This window comes from Rhizobium mulingense, assembly GCF_029194105.1.
Classification (GTDB): Bacteria; Pseudomonadota; Alphaproteobacteria; order Rhizobiales; family Rhizobiaceae; genus Rhizobium; species Rhizobium mulingense.
Genome location: NZ_JARFVE010000006.1, coordinates 121,023 through 143,137 on the forward strand (window position 1 = coordinate 121,023; position 22,115 = coordinate 143,137).

Sequence of the window (22,115 nt, forward strand, 5' to 3'; positions counted from 1 at the left end):
CCACTGTCATTCGCCGTTCATTTTTCCTTTGCCTCGACCAAATCGGGTGATATAGAGACGCCGCGCTCCGGAAGGCCTCATGCGCAGGCATAGGCATGCGGTTCTGTGGACGCGGGTATGGTGAAATTGGTAGACACGCCAGATTTAGGTTCTGGTGCCGCAAGGCGTGGGAGTTCAAGTCTCTCTACCCGCACCAGGCTGTTTGCAGGGGGAGACCAAGAACTTGGTTGTCCCCGAATGACCGAAGGTTGTTCCGAATACTCGGAAGTGAGTGCCGTTCCGCTTTGGGCGGAATGATACAGGAATTGGGAAAAGCCACGCGCGGCACGCAGCCGGCGTCGTGCTCATCGAAACGAACGGCGTCTGGGCACGGCCGCCACGACATGAAGGTAGGAAGACATGCAGGTTATCGAAACGCTGGCTGAAGGGCTGAAGCGCGAAATCAAGGTCGTTATCCCGGCCAAGGACATGGAAGACAAGATGAATGAGCGTCTTGCCGATGTGAAGGACAAGATCCGCATCAACGGCTTCCGTCCGGGCAAGGTCCCCGCAGCTCACCTGAAGAAGGTCTATGGCAAGTCGATCATGGCCGAGCTCGTCAACGAGATCGTCCGCGAACAGCCGACCGCCATCCTGTCCAGCCGCGGCGAAAAGTCGGCCACGCAGCCGGAAATCGCCATGACCGAAGACAAGGACGAAGCCGACAAGATCCTCTCCGCCCAGCAGGATTTCGAATTCACGCTTTCCTACGAAGTGCTGCCGCCGATCGAGCTGAAGTCGGTCAAGGGCATCAAGGTCACGCGCGAAGTCATCGACATCTCGGATGACGAAGTCAACGAGCAGGTGCTGAAGGTTGCTGAAAGCGCCCGTTCCTACGAGAGCAAGACCGGCAAGGCCGCCAACGGCGACCGCATCACCATGGATTATGTCGGCAAGGTCGACGGCGAAGCCTTCGAAGGCGGCACCGATCAGGGCGCCGAACTGGTAATCGGTTCCGGCCGCTTCATCCCGGGCTTCGAAGACCAGCTCGTCGGCGTCAAGGCCGGCGAAGAAAAGAACATCACCGTGACCTTCCCGGCCGACTATCCGGCCAAGAACCTCGCCGGCAAGGAAGCGACCTTCGACGTCACGGTCAAGGACGTTGCAGCGCCTGGCAAGGTCGAGATCAACGACGAACTGGCCTCCAAGCTCGGCATCGAATCCGCCGATCGCCTGAAGGAGATCGTCCGCGGTCAGATCGAATCGCAGTACGGTTCGCTGACCCGTCAGAAGCTGAAGCGCCAGATCCTCGACCAGCTCGACGAGATGTACAAGTTCGACACTCCGTCTTCGCTCGTCGACGCCGAATACAACGGCATCTGGAGCCAGGTGAACAACGACCTCGCTCAGTCCGGCAAGACCTTCGAGGACGAAGACACGACCGAAGAGAAGGCGCGTGAGGAATACAAGACGCTTGCAGAGCGTCGCGTCCGCCTCGGCCTCGTTCTCTCCGAAATCGGCGAAAAGGCCGGCGTCGAAGTCACTGAAGACGAAATGCAGCGCGCCATCTACGAACAGCTGCGCCAGTATCCGGGTCAGGAAAAGCAGATCCTCGAATTCTTCCGCAGCCAGCCGGGTGCAGCCGCTTCGATCCGCGCGCCGATCTTCGAAGAGAAGGTCATTGATCACCTGCTGACGGAAATCGATGTCACCGACAAGAAGGTGACGAAGGAAGAGCTGCTCGCCGAGGACGAAGGTGAAGCCAAGGCCGAGACCAAGAAGGCCGCTCCGAAGAAGAAGGCTGCCGCCAAGACCGAAGCCGCCGAGGCTGGTGAAGGCGAGGAAGTCGCTCCGAAAAAGAAGGCTGCTCCGAAGAAGAAGGCTGCCGACGAGAGCGCCGAATAATCGCTTCCCGGTTCTGAAATTTGCAAGGCCCCGCCATCGTGCGGGGCCTTTTCGTTTTTTGCCTTCCGGCGGCTCAGGTTTATCTGCAGCAACAAATAGTTGAAAGAGAGTATAATTCGATGCAGATTTGTATATGGTGGGAGGGGCCTGAAAAATGACTGCAAAACACGACATGAAGAAATTGGTGGAGGAAATCTATGCTGTGCGCGACCGCGGCGATATCGAGGGCACGCTGGCGCTGATCGGCGATGATTGTACCTTTCGGATGGCCGGCAATACACGGCTGGCGCCTTTTTCGACTGAAGCGGGCGGCCATGCCTTTCGCCAGGTGATAGCGCAGCTCATCACGGCGTGGGATCTATCTAAGATCAGTACGACCGGCATCCATGTGGACGAGGATGAGCAGATCGTCTTCGCCCACCGCGAAGGGGAGGTCACACATATTCCGTCCGGCGTGAGCTTCCATACGTAATTCGTCGACAAGATCCATTTCAGGGACGGGAAACCGGTCAAGATCGTCGAATTTGTCGACACGCTACAGGTGGCCGAGACAACGCTGATAATCCAGGTCGCTTAAACTGCCACCAGAGCGCCTCGCACCAACCTTGCTTCAAGCGAGGCGCTTGGGGGGGAGCTGCGGCTCAATGCCGTGTCAGCTCCGCGACTTTCCGGACATGGCTGACGGCCGCGGCTCCACCGGCGGTTTTGGTGAAGAGGCTGAGCGTCTCTTCCTCGTCGTCCGCGACGGGTGTGAGGGCCTGATCCGTGTAGCTCTTGGACTTCGCATCCCGTGAAATCAGGAATGCCGAAATCGTCAGGCCGATGATCGTGCCGGCTAGCGAAACATGTTTGCTCAAGGTTTCCCAGGCAAAGCGCGGCCAGAAGATCAGCGGGTTTTCACGCGGCAGTTCGGGGCGCCGCTCCGATGGCGTCTTCAGGCGCAGGAGGCCGCTTTGCAGCGGATGCACGTTTTCCAGCGGTACGGTGGTCGCGAAGGAGACGAGAACCTTGACAAGCCTTGCCACCGGCACGCCGGTCGCCACGGCCCGGCGCAGCAGCGTCTTCATATGATCAGGCGAATAATAGAGCGACCAGGCCTCGTGGTAGATATCTTCCCATTGCTGCTTGCTCATCTTGGGGTGCGCAGTGCAGACGTGCTCGACATCGTAAATGTTGAGATCGCCGTCCATCTCGACGCCCTTCTTCCACAGGACCTGATGGTCCTCGGAACCCGGCAGCGGTGTCAGGATGAAGAATTCGATGACGTCGAGCGGCAGCTCTTCCTGAATGATCGTGATATCGCGGCGGATCGATTCCGGCGTGTCGGCCGGGAAGCCGAGAATATAGCCGGCCAGCGTCATGATGCCCTCAGCCTTCCAGGCGAGTAGCATCTTGCGGTATTCGGTGATTTTGTTCTGATTCTTCTTGGCGGCGGTCAGATTGTCCGGATTGACGTTTTCGAGGCCGATGAAGACGCGGGTGACGCCGGCGCGCCGGGATTTCTCGATGAAGTTCGGGATCTTGTGGCAGAGCGTGTCGACCTGGATCATCAGACCGAGCGGAATGCCGTCGCGCTCCTTGAGCTCGATCAGCCGATCGAAGATCGCCTCCCAATCCTTGTTGCGGGCGAAATTGTCGTCGGTAATGAAGAATTTATGGATGCCCTGCGCCCAGTTCATCCGCACCAGCTTTTCGACGTCGTCGGCCGAGCGGAAGCGCGACTTGCGCCCCTGCACGTTGATGATGGTGCAGAACGAGCACTGGTAGGGACAGCCGCGCCCGGCATCAAAGCTGGTGCTGAGGCCGAGCGTGCGCTGGATATTGTCCTTCGGCAGGAAGGGAACCGGCGTGCCGCCGATACCGGGAAGGTCGTTCATGAAGTTATAGAGCGGCTTCAGTTCGCCGCTAGCGGCGTCACGCAGCACCATGTCCAGCCGCCCCTCGGCTTCGCCGGCGAACATCGAGATGCCCATGTCGCGGCAGGCGTCGAGCCCGACCGCCTTGCCGTCGAGCATCGACAGGCAACCGGAGACATGAAAGCCGCCCATCGAAACCGGCAGGCCGGCATCGCGGAAGGGGCGGGCGATATCGAGCGCGCGCGGATATTGGTTGGACTGGACGCCGACCAGCGCGACCATGCCGAAATTGCCGTGGCGCCTGAACTGGGCGAGCAGTCGGGGGAAATCGATGCGCGTATTGGTCTCGTCGATCACGGTGATGTCGATCGCCGTATCGGGCCCGAGCACCTGGCGCTCGGCGCATTCGGCGGCGATGCCGTAGAGAGCTGCGAGCGAATTGGAAGGAATCATCGCCCGCCACCAGCGGATGACGTAACCGTCATCGTCATAATGCGACGGCTTGATCAGGATCAGCTGAAAACGTCTGCGCGCGGCTTCCAAAGCATGGGACAAGAGTATCTATCTTTCTCTAGAAACGTCTGCCCGGAGGCAAAATGGAGATGAGCACAAATGAGGCACGGCGTTCGATGCGATTGATCAGGGCTTAAACTAAGGCGTAAAAATCGGGGGTGCGCGCAAAAGTTTTGCGCAGCCCATCCTTCCTTAATATACTACCCGACATCGAGCAGCAATGCGCGGTGGTCGGAGACCTCGGGCGCCTCGACCACCTCGAACCTGCCAACCTTGACCCCCGGTGTGACCAGCATGTAGTCGGCAAAGCGGCCCTCCTTCAGATAGTAGGAGGTTCGCGTGTCGACAAGGCCGTTTCCTGTGACCAGATCGGAAAGGCCCAGTCGAGCGAGGATCTTAAAGATCTTGCTGTCGGGCAGGACGTTGAAATCGCCGCAGACCACGAGCCCTTCGTCGCCGGGCCAGACCCGTTCGATGAGCCCGGCCAGCGCCAGCGCCTGCTCTTCGCGCGCCGCCGTATCGCCCTTGCCGGCTGGGTCCCGCAGGCCATGCATATGGGCGATGGTAAGCGCGGAAGCGTTCCCATGGCTGAAGAGACGGATGCAATGCGCGTTTCGCGGGCGGGGATGTTCGCCCCAGCCGCCGGCGGAAAAACTGCCGTGCACGAAGTCTATCGCCTGAGCGATGACGGAATGCGATTTGCGAACGTAGGTCGCCAGCCCAAATTCGGCGACAATCGCGGCATCGCCGTCGAAGAGTGCCCCTCTCGATGTCGGGCAGAAGAAGCCGTCATGGCCGGGCAGGGCGGCGCTGATCTCCGCAAACAGATTGGCGCGCTGCGGCAATTCCAGCCCGGCATCGCGATAGACCGACCATCCGGGGCTCGCACCCGGCGCCCGCAGCACTTCCTGCAGGCACAGCACGTCAGGATCGGCCTGCCTGACATAGGCGATCAGCGCCTCATGCAGCCTGCCGCCCCATGCATTCAGCGAAATGATGCGCAATGTCTTACGCTCCCTTGGGTGGCCGGATCGAGATGGCTGCCCTGTCGCTTTGCGCCTACAATTCCGACTTGATATCGCCCATCCGGTTCCAGGCGTCGAGGCCGGCGATCTTGTAGGCTTCGGCGAGCGTTGGATAGTTGAAGGTGTTTTCGACGAAATATTCGACCGTGCCTTTGAGATTGAGCACAGCCTGGCCGATATGCACCAGTTCGGTGGCGCCTTCGCCGACGATATGCACGCCGAGCAGACGGCGCGTCTTCAGCGAGAAGATCAGCTTCAAAAGCCCGGTGTCGAGGCCCATGATATGGCCGCGCGAGGTCTCGCGAAAGCGGGCGATGCCGCATTCATAGGGAATGCCGCGCTCCTTCATCTCTTCTTCGGTCAGGCCGCAGGTCGAGATCTCCGGCACGGCATAGATGCCGTAGGGGAAATATTTCGGCGGCTCCTTGGCGACCGCGCCGATCGCCACACGGGCGGCAATACGGCCCTGTTCCATCGAGGTCGAGGCGAGGCTCGGAAAGCCGACGACGTCGCCGGCGGCGTAAACGTTCGGAACCGATGTCTGAAACGTCTCTGGGTTGACCTTGAGACGGCCGCGGTTGTCGGCCTCGAGGCCGATGGCCGCAAGGTTCAGTGCGTCCGTCGCCCCCATGCGGCCGGCCGCAAAGAGCACCATGTCGGTCGTCAGACGCCGGCCGCTGTCGAGCGTCAGTTCGACCTTGCCGTTATCGAGCCTCTCGACCTTGTCGGCCTTCTGCCCGAGCAGCAGTTTCATGTTGCGGTCGCGCAGCTGGTAGGTGAAGTCCTCGACGATTTCCTTGTCGATGAAGTCGAGCATCGTCGCCTTCGGGTCGATCACGGTGACGGCGGTGTCGAGTGCGCTGAAGATCGTTGCATATTCGATGCCGATGACGCCTGCACCGATGACGATCATCGAGCGCGGCAGCTCCTGGATGTCGAGCAGCTCATCGCTGTCGAGAACGGTCTTGCCGTCAAAAGGAATGTAGTCTGGGCGGAACGGCTTGGTGCCGACGGCGAGCAGCACGCTGGCGGCGGTGACCTGGGTGACCTCGCCGTCATCCTTGATCACCTGCAGCGTTGAAGCATCGACGAAGCTCGCCTTGCCGCGAATATGGTGCACGCGGTTGCGGGCAAACTGGTGCTCGAGCACCTCGACCTCGTGGTCGAGGGTAATCAGCAGGCGGCGGCGCAGGTCTTCGGCGCTGATCTCCTGCTTGACGCGGTAGGATCGGCCGTAAAAGCCGCGTTCCCGCCAGCCGGACAGATTGAGCGCGGTCTCGCGCAACGTCTTCGAGGGGATGGTGCCGGTATGAACGGACACGCCGCCGACGCGCTTACCCTGCTCGATGACGAGCACTTTCTTGCCGAGTTTCGCAGCCTGGATCGCGCCGCGGCGCCCTGCGGGACCGCTCCCCACCACAACGAGATCGTACTGAAACATCCTCTAGCCCCGGATTGGAATGGAATCATTTGCGACAAAAATGTCGCCCCTCATCGCTAGCCGGTCAATGTTACAGATTGTTTTACGACTGCCGATTCAGCCGGACCTGTGTTTAATCAGCTTCAGCATCTTCAGGTCAGTTTGGCTGTTCTTGCCGACGATGACATAATCGTGGACGATCATATCAAGTGCGTAAGCTACGCCGATGATCACTTTCGTCAAATCGATGTCAGCGCGCGACGGCTTTTCATGCGCGGGTGATGTAATCCGCGGAAATATCGGTCACGCTGGTAACGCCGAGCAACGCCATGTTGCTATGCAGTTCCGTCCTGAGGATATCCGCCGCCTTCAGCACGCCGGGCAGCCCCGCGACGGCTGCGGCATAAAGGAACGGCCTGCCTACGAACACGAAACAGGCGCCGAGCGCCAGCGCCTTCATGATATCAGTTCCACGCCTGATGCCGCCGTCGACCATGACGGCAATGCTGTCTCCGACACGTGCCGCAATTTCCGGAAGGACCTGAAGGGGAGATGCGGTGCCGTCGAGCTGGCGGCCGCCATGATTGGAGACGATCACTCCATCCGCGCCCGTATCAGCCGCCAGTGCCGCGTCTTCGGGATGCATGATCCCCTTGACCACGAGCTTGCCGGACCACCTCCTGCGTATCCGCTCCAAATGGCTCCAGTTGAGATGGTCACGCTTGCCGAAATCGCGGGTGACGTTCGAGGAGATGATCGGCGCGCCTCTTGTGGCATAGGAATTTTCAAAATGCGGAATGCCGTGCCGGGCGATCGTGCGCAGGAATGTGCCCGTGGTCCAACGAGGGTGCGAGATGCCCTGCCATGCCAAGCGGAGACCGGGACGCAAAGGCGTCGAAAATCCAGCCCTGACATTGTTTTCGCGGTTGGGCAGCGTGGCCGTGTCCACGGTCAGCAGAAGCGTGCCGATGCCGGCCGCACCGACGCGATCTATGAGGGCATCAATACGATCGGGTTCGCCGGGCAGATAGGCCTGAAACCATACTTGTGGCGAAACAGCAGCGATCTCTTCCAAGGGGATGAGCGACGAACCACTGATGATCATCGGGATTCCCGATTGGTCCGCGCCTTGCGCGAGCACGATGTCCCCCCGATAGGCCATCAGTGCGCTGATCCCCATCGGCGCAATGCCGAACGGTACGGCGTGCGTTCTATCGAAGAGCTTCGTCTCGGTGCTGCGGGTCGAGACGTCCCGAAGCACACGCGGACGGAAGGCATAGGCCTGGAAGGCCTCTGCGTTATGTCGCAGCGACGCATTGGTCTCGGTCGCGCCGGCGATATAACCGAACAGCGGCTTGGGCAGATGCTGCCGCGCCTTGGTTTCGAAGTCGTCGAGGCAGAGCACGCCACGGCAGAGCCGGGTCGATCGATCAGTGTTACCGCTGCGGGTCGTCATGAGCTTTATCTTCTCGGTATCCCCAGCGGGCATTGTTCAGCGAATGGGGCGCAGGTTGCATACAATCGCGCACCACCGACTACTGTCAACTCCAGCCTTGCTATCAGATCAGCTTAAGTCCCTTCAGGCTGACATGGCCGTCCTTGCCGATGATGATATGGTCGTGGACGGTGATATCGAGCGCCTTGGCCGCCTCGATGATCACCTTCGTCATGTCGATATCGGCGCGCGAAGGCGTCGGGTCGCCGGAGGGGTGGTTGTGGACGAGGATGATCGCCGTTGCCGAAAGCTCGAGCGCGCGCTTGACCACTTCGCGCGGATAGACCGGCGTATGGTCGACCGTGCCGCGGCCCTGGACCTCGTCGGCGATCAGCACATTGCGCTTGTCGAGGAAGAGGATGCGGAACTGTTCGCGGGTCTCGTGCGCCATGGCGGCGTGGCAGTACTGAATGACCGAGGACCAGGAGGAGAGCACCTGCTTGCTTCTGATCTCGCTTTTCAGCGTCCGGTGGGCGACGGTCGAAATCAGTTTCAGATCGAGGGCTACATTCTCGCCGACGCCCTTCACCTCGGTCAGCAGCGCCGCCGGGGCGCCAAAAACTCCGGCAAGCGAGCCGAAGCGTTCGATCAGCGCCTTGGCGATCGGTTTGGTGTCGCGTCGCGGGATCAGGCGGAAAAGCAGGAGCTCGAGGATTTCATAATCGGCAAGCGCCGTGTCGCCCTGCTCGCGGAAGCGGTCACGCAGCCGCTCGCGATGACCGTGGTAATGTTCCGGTGCGGAGAGCGAGGCGGGCAGGGCGGTCCGGGCATTCGGCGCGGTTGGTTTTTGCGGCCGGTCGCCGAAGAATAAACGTTCGTCGGCAATAGGCTCTTCGGTCGCGAAAGGCAGCTCGTCGTCGGAAGATGTCGCTGCGGGCCCCTTCACCATCGGATCGTCACCTGGCAAGCGACGGCAGTCCGGGCCGGTCGAGCCCAGCAGGTGACAGAGTGAATATCTCGCAGCCGTCGGCCGTGACGCCGACCGTATGTTCGTATTGCGCCGAAAGCGAGCGGTCGCGGGTGACCGCCGTCCAGCCGTCGGCCAGCACCTTCACATGCGGCCGGCCGAGATTGATCATCGGCTCGATGGTGAAGATCATGCCTTCGCGCAGTTCCGGCCCTTCATTGGCGCGGCCGTAATGCAGAATATTCGGTGAATCGTGGAACAGCCGGCCGACGCCGTGGCCGCAGAAATCGCGCACCACCGAACAACGCTCGGCCTCGGCATAGGTCTGGATCGCCTCGCCGATCGCGCCGGTGCGGGCGCCGGGCCTGACGGCGGAAATGCCGCGCATCAGCGATTCATAGGTCACTTCGAGCAGTCGCTCGGCGGCGCGCTTGACCGTGCCGACGGGATACATCCGGCTGGAATCGCCATGCCAGCCATCGAGCACGAAGGTGACGTCGATATTGACGATATCGCCTTCGCGCAGCGGCTTGTCGTTCGGAATGCCGTGGCAGACGACATGATTGATCGAGGTGCAGGTCGATCTGGTATAGCCGCGATAGTTCAGCGTCGCCGGATAGGCGCCGTGGTCCATGCCGAAATCGAAGACGAACCGATCGATCTCATCGGTCAACAGGCCGGGCTTGACGATATCGGCCAGCGCATCGAGGCAGCGGGCGGTCAGCTGGCATGCCTTGCGCATGCCTTCGAATGCTTGCGTGTCGTAAAGCCGGATGGCGCCGGTGTTCTTCGGCGGCGCGGAAGAGGCTTCGATATAGTTCACCATTGCAGGGCCTTAGCGGAGAATATTAGCTTTGTTCATAATGCAGCTATGACGGGTTCGTCCATCGCGATCAACCGTCGCGGCGAGATTTCTCAAGGGATTTGGCCGCCTCCCGCAGCCATTGCCCGCCGAATTATTCGCGCCGAACGAAATATCCACAGTCTTCCCAAAGGGATAGGATTGATCGCATGAAACCTCCTCGCTACTCACCGATTGGTGACAGCGGGGAAGGGTCGGTCATGCTGAATGAAGCGGTAAATCTTGAGAGTTCGCCCGGTGCCGAGGCGGCGTCAGAACGGCGGGTGCGCGATCGCGGCGCCACCGAGCGCGCCATCCTTGCCGCCGCCAAGGGCCTGCTGGCGGAAGAAGGCTTCCAGAATTTCGGCATCAATGCCGTCGCCCGCCGCGCCGGTTGCGACAAGCAGCTGATCTACCGCTATTATGGCGGCCTTGACGGCTTGGTCGAGGCGATCGGCGCCGACCTCGGCACATGGGTGAGGGATCGCATTCCGGAAGATGCCGGCGGCATGTTCCTGCTCACTTACGGCGATCTGATGGAGCGGCTGGCGCTGCTTCTGCTCGACGCCTTGAAAAATGATCCGCTGATGCGCCGCATCCTCGCCTGGGAGGTCTCGGAAAATACCGAGCAGGTGAGGCGGCTTTCAGAAGCCCGTTCGAAGGCTCTCGCCCTGTGGCTGGATCGCATGCGCGGCTCGCTGGCGCCGCCGAAGGGTGTGGATGCCGCCGCCGTCAATGCCGTCGTCATCGCTGCAATCCAGCATCTCGTGCTTGCCGGGGCCGCCGGCGGCCAATGCGCCGGCCTGTCGCTCAAGACATCAAAGGACTGGGAGAAGGCGGCACTAGCGCTGAAGCGTCTCGTGCGCGGCGTCTACGGCTGACATTCGCGTTATCCACAGGAGGCGGGTCCGGCGTTAACCCTAACAAATGGTTTACGTTGCGTGGGGCGGGTTAAGCCGACACTGTGCTATCAGCAGAGATGGTACGAGTGAGAGTCCCGAGTTGACATTCATGGGAAGCAAGATCGCCAAAGCCGCATTTCTGGTGACGGCAATGTTGTTCTTCGCAATCCTGGCGCTGGATATTGCAATTCCGACGCTGGTGCTTTGCACCATGGCATTGTCGACGTGGTTGGTCTCCCTCGATCTGCCCGTCGCGCGCAAGCATGGAGGAGAGGCCGCATGAAGTGGTTTCTGATCTTCTGGGCCGGCCCCATCGTCTTTCTGGGCGGATGGTACTGGCTTTCCTATTACGACATTAATTTCGGTGTGCTGATGCTGACGCGTCAGGTCCATGACCTGACGTTCCAGCTCTACGGCGAGGCGCTCGGCATGCCGCCGGAGGCTATCCCGCCGCTCGTTGCCCGGACAATCGCCGTCGACAGTCTCATCGTCTTCGCCCTCCTTGGCTTCAGAAAGCGTAAGTCGATCATGGCCTGGTGGCAGGCGCGTCAGGCGCTGAATTCCTCTCCTGCAGATCTTGCCAGCAAGGAAAGCCTGTCGAGCGCACCCTGAAGGATGAAGCTGGCCGCGGCCGAATCGATCCGTTCGGCGCGTTTGGCGCGCGAGACGTCCATCTCGAGCAGCGTCCGTTCAGCCGCAACCGTTGAAAGCCGCTCATCCCAATAGACGAAGGGCAACGCCGTTTTCTGCTCCATGTTGCGTACGAAGGCACGCGTCGCCTGCACGCGCGGGCCCGCCGACCCGTCCATGTTCATCGGCAGGCCGATCACGAAGCCTGCGACCTTTTCCGTTGCCGCGAAATCCAGCAGCGCCTGCGCATCGATGGTGAATTTGACACGGCGGATCACCGGCCGCGGCGTGGCGAACCGCCGTCCAAGATCGGACATCGAAAGCCCGATCGTCTTGGTGCCGAGATCGAGGCCGGCAATGGCCTGCCCGGGGGCGAGGGTCGCAGCCATTTCCTCGATCGTCAGCACAGTCATTCCATTTCATCCCGTCAAAAGAAATTGAGGCCGCCGCGGCTTTTCTTCGCCGGCGCATGAGATATGTCCTTACCATCGAAATTGGATTTTGCATCACGTAAGGAGAGATTTCATGAAGATCACCTGGCTTGGCCATTCCGCCTTTCGCATCGAGACCGGCAAGGCGAAGATCCTGCTCGACCCGTTCCTCAATCATAACGCTTCATTTGCCGGCCAGGATATCAAGGATGTTTCTTCAGGCATCACCCATATCCTGCTGACGCACGGCCATGGCGACCATGTCGGCGATACGATCGCGCTCGCCAAGGAAACTGGCGCCGTCGTTCTCGCGAATGCCGATCTCGCCGCCTGGCTGAGTTCCAAGGGCGTCGATAGGATCGAAATGGGCAATACCGGCGGCACGATCACCTTCGGCGGCTTCTCGGCAACCTTCACCAATGCGCTGCATTCCTCCGCCCAGATCACCGAGGATGGCGTCTCGCATGCGCTTGGCAATGCCAACGGCCTGATGCTGCATTTCGACGACGAGGCCTCGATCTTCGCCATGGGCGACACCGACATCTTCTCCGACATGGGGCTGATCAACGAATTGCACCAGCCCGAGATCGGTTTCGTGCCGGTCGGCGACCGCTTCACCATGGGCGGCGCGGTGGCGGCACTCGCCTGCCAGCGTTATTTCAGCTTCAAGACCGCGATCCCCTGTCATTTCGGGACCTTCCCGATCATCGATCAGACCGCTGATAAGTTCATTGACGGCATGGAGGGATCGAAGACGCAGGTGAAGGCGCTGAAGCCTGCCGAGAGCCTGTCGATCTGACGAAACCCCGTTGCACCGGGCGGACATGGCCTTTATAGCGGGTAGGAAAAATCCTATCCGGAGAATGCCATGTCCGTCGATCTTGCCACCGTGAAGCGCGTCGCCAAACTTGCCCGTATTGCCGTCTCCGAGGACGAGGCAAATCGCATGGTCGGCGAGCTGAACGGCATCCTGGGCTTCGTCGAGCAGCTCTCGGAAGTCAATGTCGACGGCGTCGAGGCGATGACGTCGGTCACCCCGATGGCGATGAAGAAGCGGAGCGATGAGGTGACCGATGGCAACAAGGCGGCCGATATCGTCGCCAATGCGCCGGTCACCGACCATAATTTCTTCCTGGTGCCGAAAGTCGTCGAATAGGGCGTCGAAAGCCTCTTTCCGACCCTGTTGCCATTCTAAAGATCTGAAGCGAAAACACGATGAGCGAACTCACCAGCCTGACCATTGCCGAAGCCCGCCGGAAGCTGCGCGCCAAGGAAATCACCGCACTCGAACTCACCGACGCCTATATCTCGGCGATCGATGCGGCCAATGAGCGGCTGAACGCCTATGTGAAGGTCACGCCGGATCTGGCCCGCGTCATGGCCAGGAGATCGGACGAGCGCATCGCCGCAGGCACGGCAGGCGAGCTGGAAGGCATTCCGCTCGGCATCAAGGACCTTTTCGCCACCGTCGGTGTCCACACCCAGGCCTGCAGCCATATCCTCGACGGGTTCGAGCCGCGTTATGAATCAACCGTCACGCAGAACCTTTGGAATGACGGCGCCGTCATGCTCGGCAAGCTGAACATGGACGAATTCGCCATGGGCTCGTCCAACGAGACCTCCTACTACGGCCCGGTGATCAATCCCTGGCGGGCTGAGGGCTCCAACCAGCAGCTCGTTCCGGGCGGCTCCTCCGGCGGCTCGGCCGCGGCCGTCGCCGCGCATCTTTGCGCCGGCGCCACCGCGACCGATACCGGCGGCTCGATCCGCCAGCCCGCCGCCTTCACCGGTACCGTCGGCATCAAGCCGACCTATGGCCGCTGCTCGCGCTGGGGCACCGTGGCTTTCGCCTCCTCGCTCGATCAGGCCGGTCCGATCGCCCGCGACGTGCGCGATGCCGCGATCCTTTTGAAGTCGATGGCAAGCGTCGACGCCAAGGACACGACCTCGGTCGATCTCCCCGTGCCCGATTACGAGGCCGTCCTCGGCCAGTCGCTGAAGGGCATGAAGATCGGCATCCCGAACGAATATCGCGTCGACGGCATGCCCGAGGAGATCGAGACCCTGTGGCGCCAGGGCATTGCCTGGCTGAACGATGCCGGCGCCGAGATCGTCGATATTTCGCTGCCGCACACCAAATATGCGCTTCCTGCCTATTACATCGTCGCCCCCGCCGAGGCATCCTCGAACCTGGCGCGGTACGACGGCGTGCGCTACGGCCTGCGCGTCGACGGTAAGGATATCGTCGACATGTACGAGAAGACGCGCGCCGCCGGCTTCGGCCAGGAGGTCAAGCGCCGCATCATGATCGGCACCTATGTGCTGTCGGCCGGCTATTATGATGCCTATTACATCCGCGCCCAGAAGGTCCGCACGCTGATCAAGCGCGATTTCGAGCTCGCCTTCGACGCTGGTGTCGACGCCATCCTGACGCCGGCCACCCCGTCCTCTGCCTTCGGCGTCGCCGACGAGAACCTCGCCGCCGATCCGGTGAAAATGTATCTGAACGACATCTTCACGGTGACGGTCAACATGGCGGGCCTGCCGGGCATCGCCGTGCCGGCGGGTCTCGACCAGAAGGGCCTGCCGCTCGGCCTGCAGCTGATCGGCAAGGCTTTCGACGAGGAAACCCTCTTCAAGACCGCTTACGTCATCGAGCAGGCTGCCGGCAAGTTTACGCCGGCCAAGTGGTGGTAACGGATCTTACGATCCGAATAATAGTACCCGCCGACCACGAAGCGGTCGGCGCCATCGGCTTTGCCGCATGGGCCGCCGGCGAGGCGTTCGAGGATTGCTATCGCGATCCTCATGTGATCGCCAAGGTACAGCAAGAGTTCGCCGCCTTTCCACATGAGACGAAGGGCGAAATTTTCGTTGCCGAACTGGCGGGCGAAATCGTCGGCTGGGGTGCGCGGGAAGGCGAACGGAATTATGTGTCCGATCTCTGGGTGCATCCGCTTTATCAGGGAAGGGGTGTCGGCCGGGCTCTGCTGTTGCATTTATGTGAGCTGATGGCGAGCGAAGGGCTGGCGACGGTCCGGCTCGACACACATGCAAGGAATGAGAGCGCAATCCGTCTTTATGAACGCTGCGGCTTCACCATCATCTGGCATGGTGTCGAATTCTCCAAGAGCATGGGCGTCCCGCTTGAAAAGGTGCATATGGAGAAGCAATTGGCTGATCGATAGCCAAACCAGAGATGAGGGTCTTATGGCGAATAATGATCTTGTGCGACTGATCGAGGCGATCGATCGTCTTGCGGCCGGCGGTTTCGTCATGGGCGCGGATTGGCAGGCGGCTCACGATATCTGTCAGCGCCACGAAGGCGAATGGCCGTTCGACTGGGGCCATGCCCTCTACCATCGCATCGAGGGCGACAACTGGAATGCCGATTATTGGTATCGCCGCGCCGGCAAGACGCGCGGAACCGGCACGATGGCCGACGAATGGTCGGCGATGCGAGCGATATTGTCTCAGAAGGATTGAGGCCGAGCCCTGACCGCGCCGGTTTAAGGCGCGATCAGGTTGATTGCCCGATTATCTGTTGTCCAGCTGCGATCTGACCAACTTCAACCCTCTTTCGGTAATCCGGTAGGGCTGGCCGCCTGACGATTTGATCGCCTTCAGCCGCTTCAGCCTGCGGAAGAGATCGAGGTCGACGCCGGGATAGAGCCAGCCGTCGCGGGTAAAGCAACTGACGTTCTCGATCTTCCTGTCGTCGTCGCGGATGATTTCGATGCGGCCGCCTTGGGCCATGAGATGCAGGATGCGCTGCTCCGTGCGGGAAATGTCCATGTGTTGAGATCCGGTACCGCGCCCGGCAGGGCGCACAAAAACGGTCTGACGCTCCATCGAACGTCAGGGCTTCGTTTTTTCGGGCCCATGCGCGCAAGAAAACTCGCGGGCAGGGCCTTTACCGGGTCTCAGACAGGTTCAACATAAAACACCTCGATAGGGTTTTGTATTGAGGTCGCAAAAAGCGGTCAAGAGCGCCTTTGCCGGTCAAAACCGGTCGAAAACCATGGTTTCCACCGATCATCCCTTTGGGGGCACTGGTAATATCCGCGACTCAATGGTCTAGTTGAGGGCTAACGCGGAGGTGTCGTTGATCCACATTCGCAATGCCCGCGACGGGGAAGCGGAACTTTTGAGTGAGATCGGGCTGAGGGCCTGGCAAAAGGCGATGGCGTCGATTGGCGAATCGGACGCGATGATCGACGCAGCGCGCAGCGCCTTTCGCAACTTCGTGGAAAACGACTGGCTGACAATCACCGTCGTCGAACAGAACGGCCAGGTCGCCGGCTGGGCGGCGCGCGAGGGCCTGGATGAAACCATCTCGGATTTCTGGATCGACCCAGTCTTCACCCGCCAGGGGCTGGGTTCGGCGCTTCTCGAGCGCATCGAAACGGAGATCGCCGAACAGGGCTTCGCGAAGGCGGCGATGCAGACCCATTCCGGCAACAGCGAGGCGATCGGCTTTTTCCGGAAACACGGCTACAGCATCCACTGGCTCTCGGTCGCCTATAATCCGAAGCTCGACCGCGACGTGCCCTCCGTCGGGCTGACGAAGCAGCTCGTCTCCGACGGCGGCGGATACGGACAGGAATTCTGAGGTTTCAAAAGCCCCGCAGAAGGCCGATGATTGCGTGCGGCACGCATGTGCAAATGCCGCCGGGCGCCGTTCGCGAGGCTATTCGGAGGTGACGCAGAAGTTGTTGCCTTCGGGGTCATTCAAGACCGTGTATGCATCCGTCTCACGCACGAAAGTCGCGCCAAGGGATAAGAGCCGGTCCACTTCTTGTCTGCGATCCGAAGCGGCGATATCGAGGTGGACACGGTTGCGGGCGGGACGCTCTCCCTGGCGAAGGTGGAAGCAGAGGCGTGTTCCAGGGCCGTCGACCATCACGGTCGGGTCCGTTTCAGGTGTCAGCCCTATCGCGGCAAGGCGAGCGAGCTCCGCATCGTCATAAGGCATCACTTGGTAGCCATCGAGCGCCGCCGCCCAGAAACGGGCGACACGCGAGGGAATGTCGCAGTCGATGACGATCTCCTTCAGCCTTCCCATGGCGCTTCTACGACTTGCGGGATCGACGCTGGGAAACGCGCTCGACGATCGCGCCACCGATGGCCGGTAGCAGTGCGAAAAGCATGAGCTGCGCTGTTCCCTGCAGCGTCAACAAGGCGGAAATGATGAGCTCGACCAGCACCCCAAGCAGGGCTCCGGCAAGATAGGGCAGATAATCCTTCAATCGAGCCTCCGTGCTTGAGGGCCTCAAATCGCCGTGGCGTTCTTGGACGAAGATAGAGAAGACTGCGCTATCGACAATTGGGACCTCGAAACGCTTTTCGATCGACTGGCCGGTGCGGAATACAGCCTCCGACGCAAAGCGGCCTTGCGACCTTAGAGGAAACGGCCAGCGGCAGCTGCTATGCAACGCCGCGAAAGCCTTGCATCGGCACGCCATTTCCTTTACCTCACCAGTGGAAAAGAACAGCCTGCAAAGAGTATCAGATGACCCTTGTCGACGTCCGCACGCCCGATCCGAAACGCTTCATCCCCGGCGCCACCGGCGACTGGGAAGTCATCGTCGGCATGGAAGTCCATGCCCAGGTGCTGTCCAATTCGAAGCTCTTCTCCGGCGCCTCGACGGAATTCGGCAAGCCGCAGAATTCGAACGTATCGCTGGTCGATGCCGCCATGCCCGGCATGCTGCCCGTCATCAACGAGGAATGCGTGAAGCAGGCGGTGCGCACCGGTCTCGGCCTCAAGGCTCGGATCAACAAGCGCTCGCTCTTCGACCGCAAGAACTATTTTTACCCCGACCTGCCGCAGGGCTATCAGATCTCGCAGTTCAAGGATCCGATCGTCGGCGAGGGCAAGATCGTCATTTCGCTCGGACCGGACCGTCAGGGACAGTTCGAGGACATCGAGATCGGCATCGAGCGCCTGCACCTGGAGCAGGATGCCGGCAAGTCGATGCACGACCAGCATGCGACCATGTCCTATGTCGATCTGAACCGCTCCGGCGTGGCGCTGATGGAAATCGTTTCCAAACCCGACATGCGTTCATCCGACGAAGCCAAGGCCTATATGACCAAGCTGCGTTCGATCGTGCGTTATCTCGGCACTTGCGACGGCAACATGGACGAGGGCTCTATGCGCGCCGACGTCAACGTCTCCGTCCGCCACCCGGGCGAGGCTTTCGGAACCCGTTGCGAGATCAAGAACGTCAACTCCATCCGCTTCATCGGCCAGGCGATCGAATACGAAGCCCGCCGTCAGATCGGCATTCTGGAGGATGGTGGCGAGATCGAGCAGGAGACGCGACTCTTCGATCCGAACAAGGGCGAGACGCGGTCCATGCGTTCCAAGGAGGACGCGCACGACTATCGTTACTTCCCCGATCCGGACCTGCTGCCGCTCGAATTCGACGATGCTTTCGTCACCGCGCTGGCAGCCGATCTTCCGGAACTGCCGGACGACAAGAAGGAGCGTTTCGTGCGCGAGCTCGGCCTGTCGGTCTATGACGCCTCCGTGCTCGTCTCCGAAAAGGCGATCGCCGATTACTTCGAGGCCGTGGCTGCGGGCCGCGACGGCAAGACGGCGGCAAACTGGGTGATCAACGACCTGCTCGGCGCGCTGAACCGCACCGGCAAGGACATCGAGCAGACGCCGGTTTCTCCGGCCCAGCTCGGCGCCATCATCGACCTTATCAAGGCTGGAACCATATCAGGCAAGATCGCCAAGGACCTCTTCGAGATCGTGCTGACCGAAGGCGGCGACCCCGCCGAGATCGTCGAAGCGCGCGGCATGAAGCAGGTGACGGATACCGGCGCGATCGAAAGGGCCGTCGACGAGATCATCGCTGCCAATCCCGATCAGGTGGAAAAGGTCAAGGCGAAGCCGACCATGGCCGCATGGTTTGTCGGCCAGGTGATGAAGGCGACCGGCGGTAAAGCCAATCCGCAGGCCGTCCAGGCGCTCGTCAAGGCAAAGCTCGGCATCGAGGAATAAGCAGTGTATTTCGTCCGCACCGCCGGCGAGGGCGACCTGCAGAAGGTCCGCGCCTTGCTGGTGGAGAGCTTTCACGCCACCTATGACGACCTGCATGGCAAGACCAAGGTCGATGAGCTGATCGCCGATCTCTTCACGCCGGCGGCGTTGAAGGCGCGCCTGGCGCGCAAAGATGCCGAATTTCTCGTCGCCGACGACGGCCGCAAGATCGGCGGCGTGGGTTATGCGGCGATGTCGCAGGCGTTGACGAAAACGGTCATGCTACACCTTCTTTATGTAAGCCCGGCGCTGCAGCGCCAGGGCATCGGTCGCGATATCTTCGCCGAGCTTGAAACGTGCTTTCCCGCGGCCGAAATCATGCGTCTCGAAGTGGAGCCGCAGAATGCGACGGCGATCGCCTTCTATCAGGCGCACGGCTTCACCGAAGTTGGCCGCAATGAGTATAGCGGGCCCGGGCAATCCGGCATTCCGGCGCTGATTTTCGAAAAACCGCTCGAGGGCCACTGAGCCATGCAGGTCGGGGTGCCTGATATTCTCGTTCGTCAGGCGCGGAAGGACGATCTGCCGGCTCTCGTGGCAATCTTTGCCGCCGATGCGCTCGGCGGTCACGGCGATACGACGGATCCTGAGGCCTTTGCCGATTATGTCAGGGCTTTTACAGCCATCGAGACCTCGCTCAACTAGACGCTTTACATTGCCGAGCGCGGCGGCGAGGTCGTCGGTACGTTCCAGATCATGCTGACGACGGCGCTGACCGGCCGCGGCTCCTCGGCGATGATCATCGAGGCGGTGCAGACGCGCTCCGATATGCGCGGGCAGGGGATCGGCGCTCGGATGATCGAATCCGCCATCGCCGAGGCAAAAGGCCGCGGTGTGCGCCTTGTGCAATTGACCTCGAATGCGATACGCAAAGACGCCCATCGTTTCTATGAAAGGCTTGGCTTCAAACCTTCGCATCTGGGCTTCAAGATGGCCTCGAAATGACCCTTGGCTCTCGTGGAATCGCTGGACAATTCGGCTTGGCGACGGCATAAGCGAGAAAACGAATTCTGGTTTGGTCCGCATGGGCGGGCACAAGGAAAAGACATGTGGAATCTTCTGGTTCAGACCTTCACCTGGTGGAACAGTCAGACGATGGGCACGCGTTTTGCGACCTGGCGTTTCGGCAAGCGCGTCGGCGAGGATGAATTCGGCAACGTCTATTATGAAGGTGGCATGTCCTCCTACGGTCTGCCGAAGCGCTGGGTAATCTACAAGGGTTATGCCGAAGCTTCGGCCATTCCGCCGGGCTGGCACGGCTGGATGCACCATCGCACCGATGTTCCTCCGTCCAAGGAAAACTACGTCGCCAAGGAATGGCAGAAGACGCACCGCCCCAACCTCACCGGATCGCCACAGGCTTACCGCCCGCCGGGCTCTCTCGCGGTTCCCGGCGAGCGTCCGCGCGTCACCGGCGATTACGACGCCTGGACGCCCGGCAACTGAGACGGCTGACCGGGCGATCCACAAGCCCGGCTTTTGGCCACAATTGGCCTTTACCCGCAGGTTGGCCGCGCTTGACCGCGGATGAAACTGAAAATTATCTGGAGACGGGTACATGAAGCTCTTCACGCGGAACATGGTCCTGCGTGCCGCCGGATCGCTGCTGGCGCTCTCGGCCTTGCTTCCGACCGGTGCGGCACATGCCGCCCGCATCGAAAACCCGGTTGCCGTCTTTTCCGGCCTCGACAAGATTACCGGACGAATTACGACCTTCGACGTCTATGTCAACGAGACGGTGCAGTTCGGCGCGTTGCAGGTGACGCCGAAGGTCTGCTATTCGCGCGATCAGGCCGAAGCGCAGAAGATCGACGGTTTTGTCGAGGTTGATGAGATCACCCTCGACCGCAAGATCCGCCGCATCTTCACCGGCTGGATGTTTGCCGCCAGCCCCGGCCTCAACGCCGTCGAACACCCGATCTACGACGTCTGGCTGAAGGATTGCAAGACGAGCTCCGACGTCCCGGCTCCTGACGGAGCCAAGGCGACGGCGCGCTAGGCCGGATCGGCATTCACGCATCCAGGTCATGTCTCGGTGATGCCGGCGAAATTACAGTGCGTCGCCTTGACGTATTAAACGCCGTAAGTGCGTCAGCCGATTAGAGCATCGCCTATGATCCACTGGCATTGGCATCGGCTGGCCCCTCGTCACCACAAAACAATCCCTTCGGTGAATCGTATCCGCGTCGCGCTTGTCCATTCCTCAACCGAACTGCCCCGAGCCTATACAGTCGGCGGCTTGTTCCTGTTGAAAAGTCCCTTGGCAAAGCGAAGCACACCGCCGGCCAAGACGACGATAAGGATGCCGGCCTTTTTGAAGAAGGCAAGGGCAAGGGCCAGCACTCCTACCTTTGCGGCAATCTTGGCGCCAGCGCCTGCGGCGATCATTCCTGCCATGCCGTAGGCCGCGATCTTGTCACCGTCGACATAGTCGCCATAGGTCATCCCGTTGTCGAACTGCACGAGCTTCGTGACCGTCGGAATGACCGCCTCGATCTCCTTCAGCTGTCCGAGTCCGGCAACGAAGTCGAATTCAAAGACACCCTCGCGCCCGAACACCCGCACGGAATAATTCAGCGTGTGCTCAGCTTGCGTGTCGTTGCCGAAAACCAGATCGCGCGCCCAGTGCATCGCATGCTCCGGCTTGTCATAATGCGGCGCTGAAGCCCAGCCAACTAGGGTGATCTTCGGGAAGCCTTGTTTTTCGCGCTCAGGATTCCTTTCGCTGATCGCATCCTTGATGTTCTGCAGCAGTTCGTCGTAATTCGTCGTGGCGGCATCGCTGTCCGAGACATAACCGTCCGCGTTGTATTCGACGATCGATCCCCAGGATTGCGGGTCGGTCGGCGCGTATTTCGCCGGGAAGATCATCCCCAGCATTCCATCGGCCGCCGCAGGAGGGTTTCCCCAGATATCGACAAGCACCGTCTTCGTGTCGGCCGGGCTGAGATAGTAGAAGTTGGCAGGCAGGTTCAGCGTCGCCTTCGCCTTAGGCAGCTTGATCACACCCTGCTGAAAATCGAGCTTTTCCAGTAACGTTTTTCCCCATCGGAAAAATCGGTCTTGCCAGGGAACATCTCTTGATAGGGACGTGCCTCGGCCTGAGCTGCAAGTGAGTCGAAAAGCATCGCCGCCGCAAAATACCGTCTCAAAAATC

Annotated in this window: 25 protein-coding genes, 1 tRNA gene and 3 pseudogenes; 17 read left to right on the forward strand and 12 right to left on the reverse strand. The window is 60.6% G+C overall.

The annotated features are described in order from the left end of the window. The first annotated feature begins 111 nt into the window (after positions 1-111). From PYR71_RS15545 to PYR71_RS15555, 3 genes and pseudogenes are all read left to right on the forward strand, one after another. A tRNA-Leu gene (locus PYR71_RS15545) sits at positions 112-196 on the forward strand. Positions 197-399: 203 nt separating this feature from the next. Next, complete coding sequence (gene tig, locus PYR71_RS15550; RefSeq protein ID WP_275619980.1) at positions 400-1,884, forward strand: trigger factor; 1,485 nt, start codon at positions 400-402, stop codon at positions 1,882-1,884. Positions 1,885-2,038: 154 nt separating this feature from the next. Next, positions 2,039-2,461: pseudogene (locus PYR71_RS15555) on the forward strand (nuclear transport factor 2 family protein). Between the two features lie 64 nt (positions 2,462-2,525). Here PYR71_RS15555 and PYR71_RS15560 read toward each other — a convergent pair. The 7 genes from PYR71_RS15560 to map all read right to left on the reverse strand — a co-directional run bounded on the left by PYR71_RS15560 (position 2,526) and on the right by map (position 9,926). Beyond that, the gene (locus tag PYR71_RS15560) at positions 2,526-4,295 is read right to left on the reverse strand and encodes a B12-binding domain-containing radical SAM protein (protein WP_275619981.1); all 1,770 of its coding nucleotides are present in this window, start codon (positions 4,293-4,295) and stop codon (positions 2,526-2,528) included. A gap of 158 nt (positions 4,296-4,453) precedes the next feature. Beyond that, a complete protein-coding gene (locus tag PYR71_RS15565; RefSeq protein WP_275619982.1) occupies positions 4,454-5,257 on the reverse strand; it encodes an endonuclease/exonuclease/phosphatase family protein in 804 nt (267 codons plus the stop codon). A 55-nt stretch (positions 5,258-5,312) separates the two neighbouring features. Next, the gene (gene sthA, locus PYR71_RS15570) at positions 5,313-6,719 is read right to left on the reverse strand and encodes a Si-specific NAD(P)(+) transhydrogenase (RefSeq protein ID WP_275619983.1); all 1,407 of its coding nucleotides are present in this window, start codon (positions 6,717-6,719) and stop codon (positions 5,313-5,315) included. Between the two features lie 96 nt (positions 6,720-6,815). Continuing rightward, on the reverse strand, positions 6,816-6,998 hold the full coding sequence (locus PYR71_RS15575) for a JAB domain-containing protein (RefSeq protein WP_416340336.1): 183 nt from the start codon (positions 6,996-6,998) through the stop codon (positions 6,816-6,818). Continuing rightward, complete coding sequence (locus tag PYR71_RS15580; RefSeq protein WP_275619984.1) at positions 6,967-8,154, reverse strand: alpha-hydroxy acid oxidase; 1,188 nt, start codon at positions 8,152-8,154, stop codon at positions 6,967-6,969. Before PYR71_RS15580 ends, PYR71_RS15575 begins: the two co-directional genes overlap by 32 nt. A 103-nt stretch (positions 8,155-8,257) precedes the next feature. Continuing rightward, positions 8,258-9,082, reverse strand: a complete 825-nt coding sequence (gene radC / locus PYR71_RS15585; RefSeq protein ID WP_275619985.1) for a RadC family protein — start codon at positions 9,080-9,082, stop codon at positions 8,258-8,260. A gap of 7 nt (positions 9,083-9,089) precedes the next feature. Continuing rightward, positions 9,090-9,926, reverse strand: a complete 837-nt coding sequence (gene map / locus PYR71_RS15590; protein WP_275619986.1) for a type I methionyl aminopeptidase — start codon at positions 9,924-9,926, stop codon at positions 9,090-9,092. A 236-nt stretch (positions 9,927-10,162) separates the two neighbouring features. Between map and PYR71_RS15595 the strand changes: the two genes are divergently transcribed. The 3 genes from PYR71_RS15595 (at position 10,163) to PYR71_RS15605 (ending at position 11,455) form a co-directional block, all read left to right on the forward strand. Then, the gene (locus PYR71_RS15595) at positions 10,163-10,822 is read left to right on the forward strand and encodes a TetR/AcrR family transcriptional regulator (RefSeq protein WP_275619987.1); all 660 of its coding nucleotides are present in this window, start codon (positions 10,163-10,165) and stop codon (positions 10,820-10,822) included. A 130-nt stretch (positions 10,823-10,952) separates the two neighbouring features. Next, complete coding sequence (locus PYR71_RS15600) at positions 10,953-11,126, forward strand: hypothetical protein (protein ID WP_275619988.1); 174 nt, start codon at positions 10,953-10,955, stop codon at positions 11,124-11,126. Beyond that, positions 11,123-11,455: a DUF6105 family protein gene (locus tag PYR71_RS15605; protein WP_275619989.1), complete on the forward strand. Its 333-nt coding sequence runs from the start codon at positions 11,123-11,125 to the stop codon at positions 11,453-11,455. The genes PYR71_RS15600 and PYR71_RS15605 overlap by 4 nt, the downstream gene beginning before the upstream one ends. Here PYR71_RS15605 and ruvX read toward each other — a convergent pair. Next, positions 11,392-11,886, reverse strand: a complete 495-nt coding sequence (ruvX, locus tag PYR71_RS15610) for a Holliday junction resolvase RuvX (RefSeq protein WP_275619990.1) — start codon at positions 11,884-11,886, stop codon at positions 11,392-11,394. The two genes, PYR71_RS15605 and ruvX, sit on opposite strands and share 64 nt — an antisense overlap. A 112-nt stretch (positions 11,887-11,998) precedes the next feature. Here ruvX and PYR71_RS15615 point away from each other — a divergent pair, with 112 nt between their 5' ends. The 5 genes from PYR71_RS15615 to PYR71_RS15635 all read left to right on the forward strand — a co-directional run bounded on the left by PYR71_RS15615 (position 11,999) and on the right by PYR71_RS15635 (position 15,390). Next, a complete protein-coding gene (locus tag PYR71_RS15615) occupies positions 11,999-12,703 on the forward strand; it encodes a metal-dependent hydrolase (RefSeq protein ID WP_275619991.1) in 705 nt (234 codons plus the stop codon). 69 nt (positions 12,704-12,772) lie between these two features. Then, positions 12,773-13,060 (forward strand): Asp-tRNA(Asn)/Glu-tRNA(Gln) amidotransferase subunit GatC, encoded by a 288-nt coding sequence (gatC, locus tag PYR71_RS15620; protein ID WP_183915902.1) that lies wholly within the window; start codon positions 12,773-12,775, stop codon positions 13,058-13,060. Between the two features lie 59 nt (positions 13,061-13,119). Then, complete coding sequence (gatA, locus tag PYR71_RS15625; RefSeq protein WP_275619992.1) at positions 13,120-14,601, forward strand: Asp-tRNA(Asn)/Glu-tRNA(Gln) amidotransferase subunit GatA; 1,482 nt, start codon at positions 13,120-13,122, stop codon at positions 14,599-14,601. Beyond that, a complete protein-coding gene (locus tag PYR71_RS15630) occupies positions 14,592-15,092 on the forward strand; it encodes a GNAT family N-acetyltransferase (RefSeq protein ID WP_275619993.1) in 501 nt (166 codons plus the stop codon). Before gatA ends, PYR71_RS15630 begins: the two co-directional genes overlap by 10 nt. 22 nt (positions 15,093-15,114) lie before the next feature. Continuing rightward, complete coding sequence (locus tag PYR71_RS15635) at positions 15,115-15,390, forward strand: hypothetical protein (protein WP_275619994.1); 276 nt, start codon at positions 15,115-15,117, stop codon at positions 15,388-15,390. 51 nt (positions 15,391-15,441) lie between these two features. Here the strand turns inward: PYR71_RS15635 and PYR71_RS15640 are convergent, their stop codons facing one another. Beyond that, a complete protein-coding gene (locus PYR71_RS15640) occupies positions 15,442-15,699 on the reverse strand; it encodes a YjhX family toxin (RefSeq protein ID WP_097579117.1) in 258 nt (85 codons plus the stop codon). Between the two features lie 310 nt (positions 15,700-16,009). On the opposite strand from PYR71_RS15640, the gene PYR71_RS15645 reads away from it, so the two are divergent. After that, positions 16,010-16,516 (forward strand): GNAT family N-acetyltransferase, encoded by a 507-nt coding sequence (locus tag PYR71_RS15645; protein WP_064683537.1) that lies wholly within the window; start codon positions 16,010-16,012, stop codon positions 16,514-16,516. Positions 16,517-16,594: 78 nt separating this feature from the next. On the opposite strand, the gene PYR71_RS15650 is transcribed toward PYR71_RS15645, so the two are convergent. Further along, positions 16,595-16,969: a VOC family protein gene (locus tag PYR71_RS15650; RefSeq protein WP_275619995.1), complete on the reverse strand. Its 375-nt coding sequence runs from the start codon at positions 16,967-16,969 to the stop codon at positions 16,595-16,597. A gap of 7 nt (positions 16,970-16,976) precedes the next feature. Further along, on the reverse strand, positions 16,977-17,153 hold the full coding sequence (locus PYR71_RS15655; RefSeq protein ID WP_275619996.1) for a hypothetical protein: 177 nt from the start codon (positions 17,151-17,153) through the stop codon (positions 16,977-16,979). Between the two features lie 263 nt (positions 17,154-17,416). On the opposite strand from PYR71_RS15655, the gene gatB reads away from it, so the two are divergent. The 5 genes and pseudogenes from gatB (at position 17,417) to PYR71_RS15680 (ending at position 20,957) form a co-directional block, all read left to right on the forward strand. Continuing rightward, complete coding sequence (gene gatB, locus PYR71_RS15660) at positions 17,417-18,919, forward strand: Asp-tRNA(Asn)/Glu-tRNA(Gln) amidotransferase subunit GatB (RefSeq protein WP_275619997.1); 1,503 nt, start codon at positions 17,417-17,419, stop codon at positions 18,917-18,919. A gap of 3 nt (positions 18,920-18,922) precedes the next feature. Continuing rightward, entirely contained in the window at positions 18,923-19,426 is a 504-nt protein-coding gene (locus tag PYR71_RS15665; protein WP_275619998.1) for a GNAT family N-acetyltransferase, read from the forward strand. Positions 19,427-19,429: 3 nt separating this feature from the next. Next, positions 19,430-19,903, forward strand: a pseudogene (locus PYR71_RS15670) (GNAT family N-acetyltransferase). 102 nt (positions 19,904-20,005) lie between these two features. Beyond that, on the forward strand, positions 20,006-20,404 hold the full coding sequence (locus tag PYR71_RS15675) for an NADH:ubiquinone oxidoreductase subunit NDUFA12 (protein WP_004671258.1): 399 nt from the start codon (positions 20,006-20,008) through the stop codon (positions 20,402-20,404). Between the two features lie 112 nt (positions 20,405-20,516). After that, complete coding sequence (locus PYR71_RS15680; RefSeq protein WP_183915889.1) at positions 20,517-20,957, forward strand: DUF2155 domain-containing protein; 441 nt, start codon at positions 20,517-20,519, stop codon at positions 20,955-20,957. Positions 20,958-21,181: 224 nt separating this feature from the next. On the opposite strand, the pseudogene PYR71_RS15685 reads toward PYR71_RS15680, so the two are convergent. Then, positions 21,182-22,110 (reverse strand): annotated as a pseudogene (locus PYR71_RS15685) (DUF2167 domain-containing protein). Positions 22,111-22,115: the final 5 nt, after the last annotated feature.

Bases quoted from the DNA above. Each gene is read 5' to 3' on its own strand.
- tig (WP_275619980.1), top strand. From the start codon at position 400: ATGCAGGTTATCGAAACGCTGGCTGAAGGGCTGAAGCGCGAAATCAAG.
- sthA (WP_275619983.1), bottom strand. From the start codon at position 6,719: ATGTTTCAGTACGATCTCGTTGTGGTGGGGAGCGGTCCCGCAGGGCGC.
- PYR71_RS15580 (WP_275619984.1), bottom strand. From the start codon at position 8,154: ATGACGACCCGCAGCGGTAACACTGATCGATCGACCCGGCTCTGCCGT.
- radC (WP_275619985.1), bottom strand. From the start codon at position 9,082: ATGGTGAAGGGGCCCGCAGCGACATCTTCCGACGACGAGCTGCCTTTC.
- map (WP_275619986.1), bottom strand. From the start codon at position 9,926: ATGGTGAACTATATCGAAGCCTCTTCCGCGCCGCCGAAGAACACCGGC.
- PYR71_RS15595 (WP_275619987.1), top strand. From the start codon at position 10,163: ATGCTGAATGAAGCGGTAAATCTTGAGAGTTCGCCCGGTGCCGAGGCG.
- PYR71_RS15600 (WP_275619988.1), top strand. From the start codon at position 10,953: ATGGGAAGCAAGATCGCCAAAGCCGCATTTCTGGTGACGGCAATGTTG.
- PYR71_RS15605 (WP_275619989.1), top strand. From the start codon at position 11,123: ATGAAGTGGTTTCTGATCTTCTGGGCCGGCCCCATCGTCTTTCTGGGC.
- ruvX (WP_275619990.1), bottom strand. From the start codon at position 11,886: ATGACTGTGCTGACGATCGAGGAAATGGCTGCGACCCTCGCCCCCGGG.
- PYR71_RS15615 (WP_275619991.1), top strand. From the start codon at position 11,999: ATGAAGATCACCTGGCTTGGCCATTCCGCCTTTCGCATCGAGACCGGC.
- gatC (WP_183915902.1), top strand. From the start codon at position 12,773: ATGTCCGTCGATCTTGCCACCGTGAAGCGCGTCGCCAAACTTGCCCGT.
- gatA (WP_275619992.1), top strand. From the start codon at position 13,120: ATGAGCGAACTCACCAGCCTGACCATTGCCGAAGCCCGCCGGAAGCTG.
- PYR71_RS15635 (WP_275619994.1), top strand. From the start codon at position 15,115: ATGGCGAATAATGATCTTGTGCGACTGATCGAGGCGATCGATCGTCTT.
- PYR71_RS15640 (WP_097579117.1), bottom strand. From the start codon at position 15,699: ATGGACATTTCCCGCACGGAGCAGCGCATCCTGCATCTCATGGCCCAA.
- PYR71_RS15650 (WP_275619995.1), bottom strand. From the start codon at position 16,969: ATGGGAAGGCTGAAGGAGATCGTCATCGACTGCGACATTCCCTCGCGT.
- gatB (WP_275619997.1), top strand. From the start codon at position 17,417: ATGACCCTTGTCGACGTCCGCACGCCCGATCCGAAACGCTTCATCCCC.
- PYR71_RS15675 (WP_004671258.1), top strand. From the start codon at position 20,006: ATGTGGAATCTTCTGGTTCAGACCTTCACCTGGTGGAACAGTCAGACG.
- PYR71_RS15680 (WP_183915889.1), top strand. From the start codon at position 20,517: ATGAAGCTCTTCACGCGGAACATGGTCCTGCGTGCCGCCGGATCGCTG.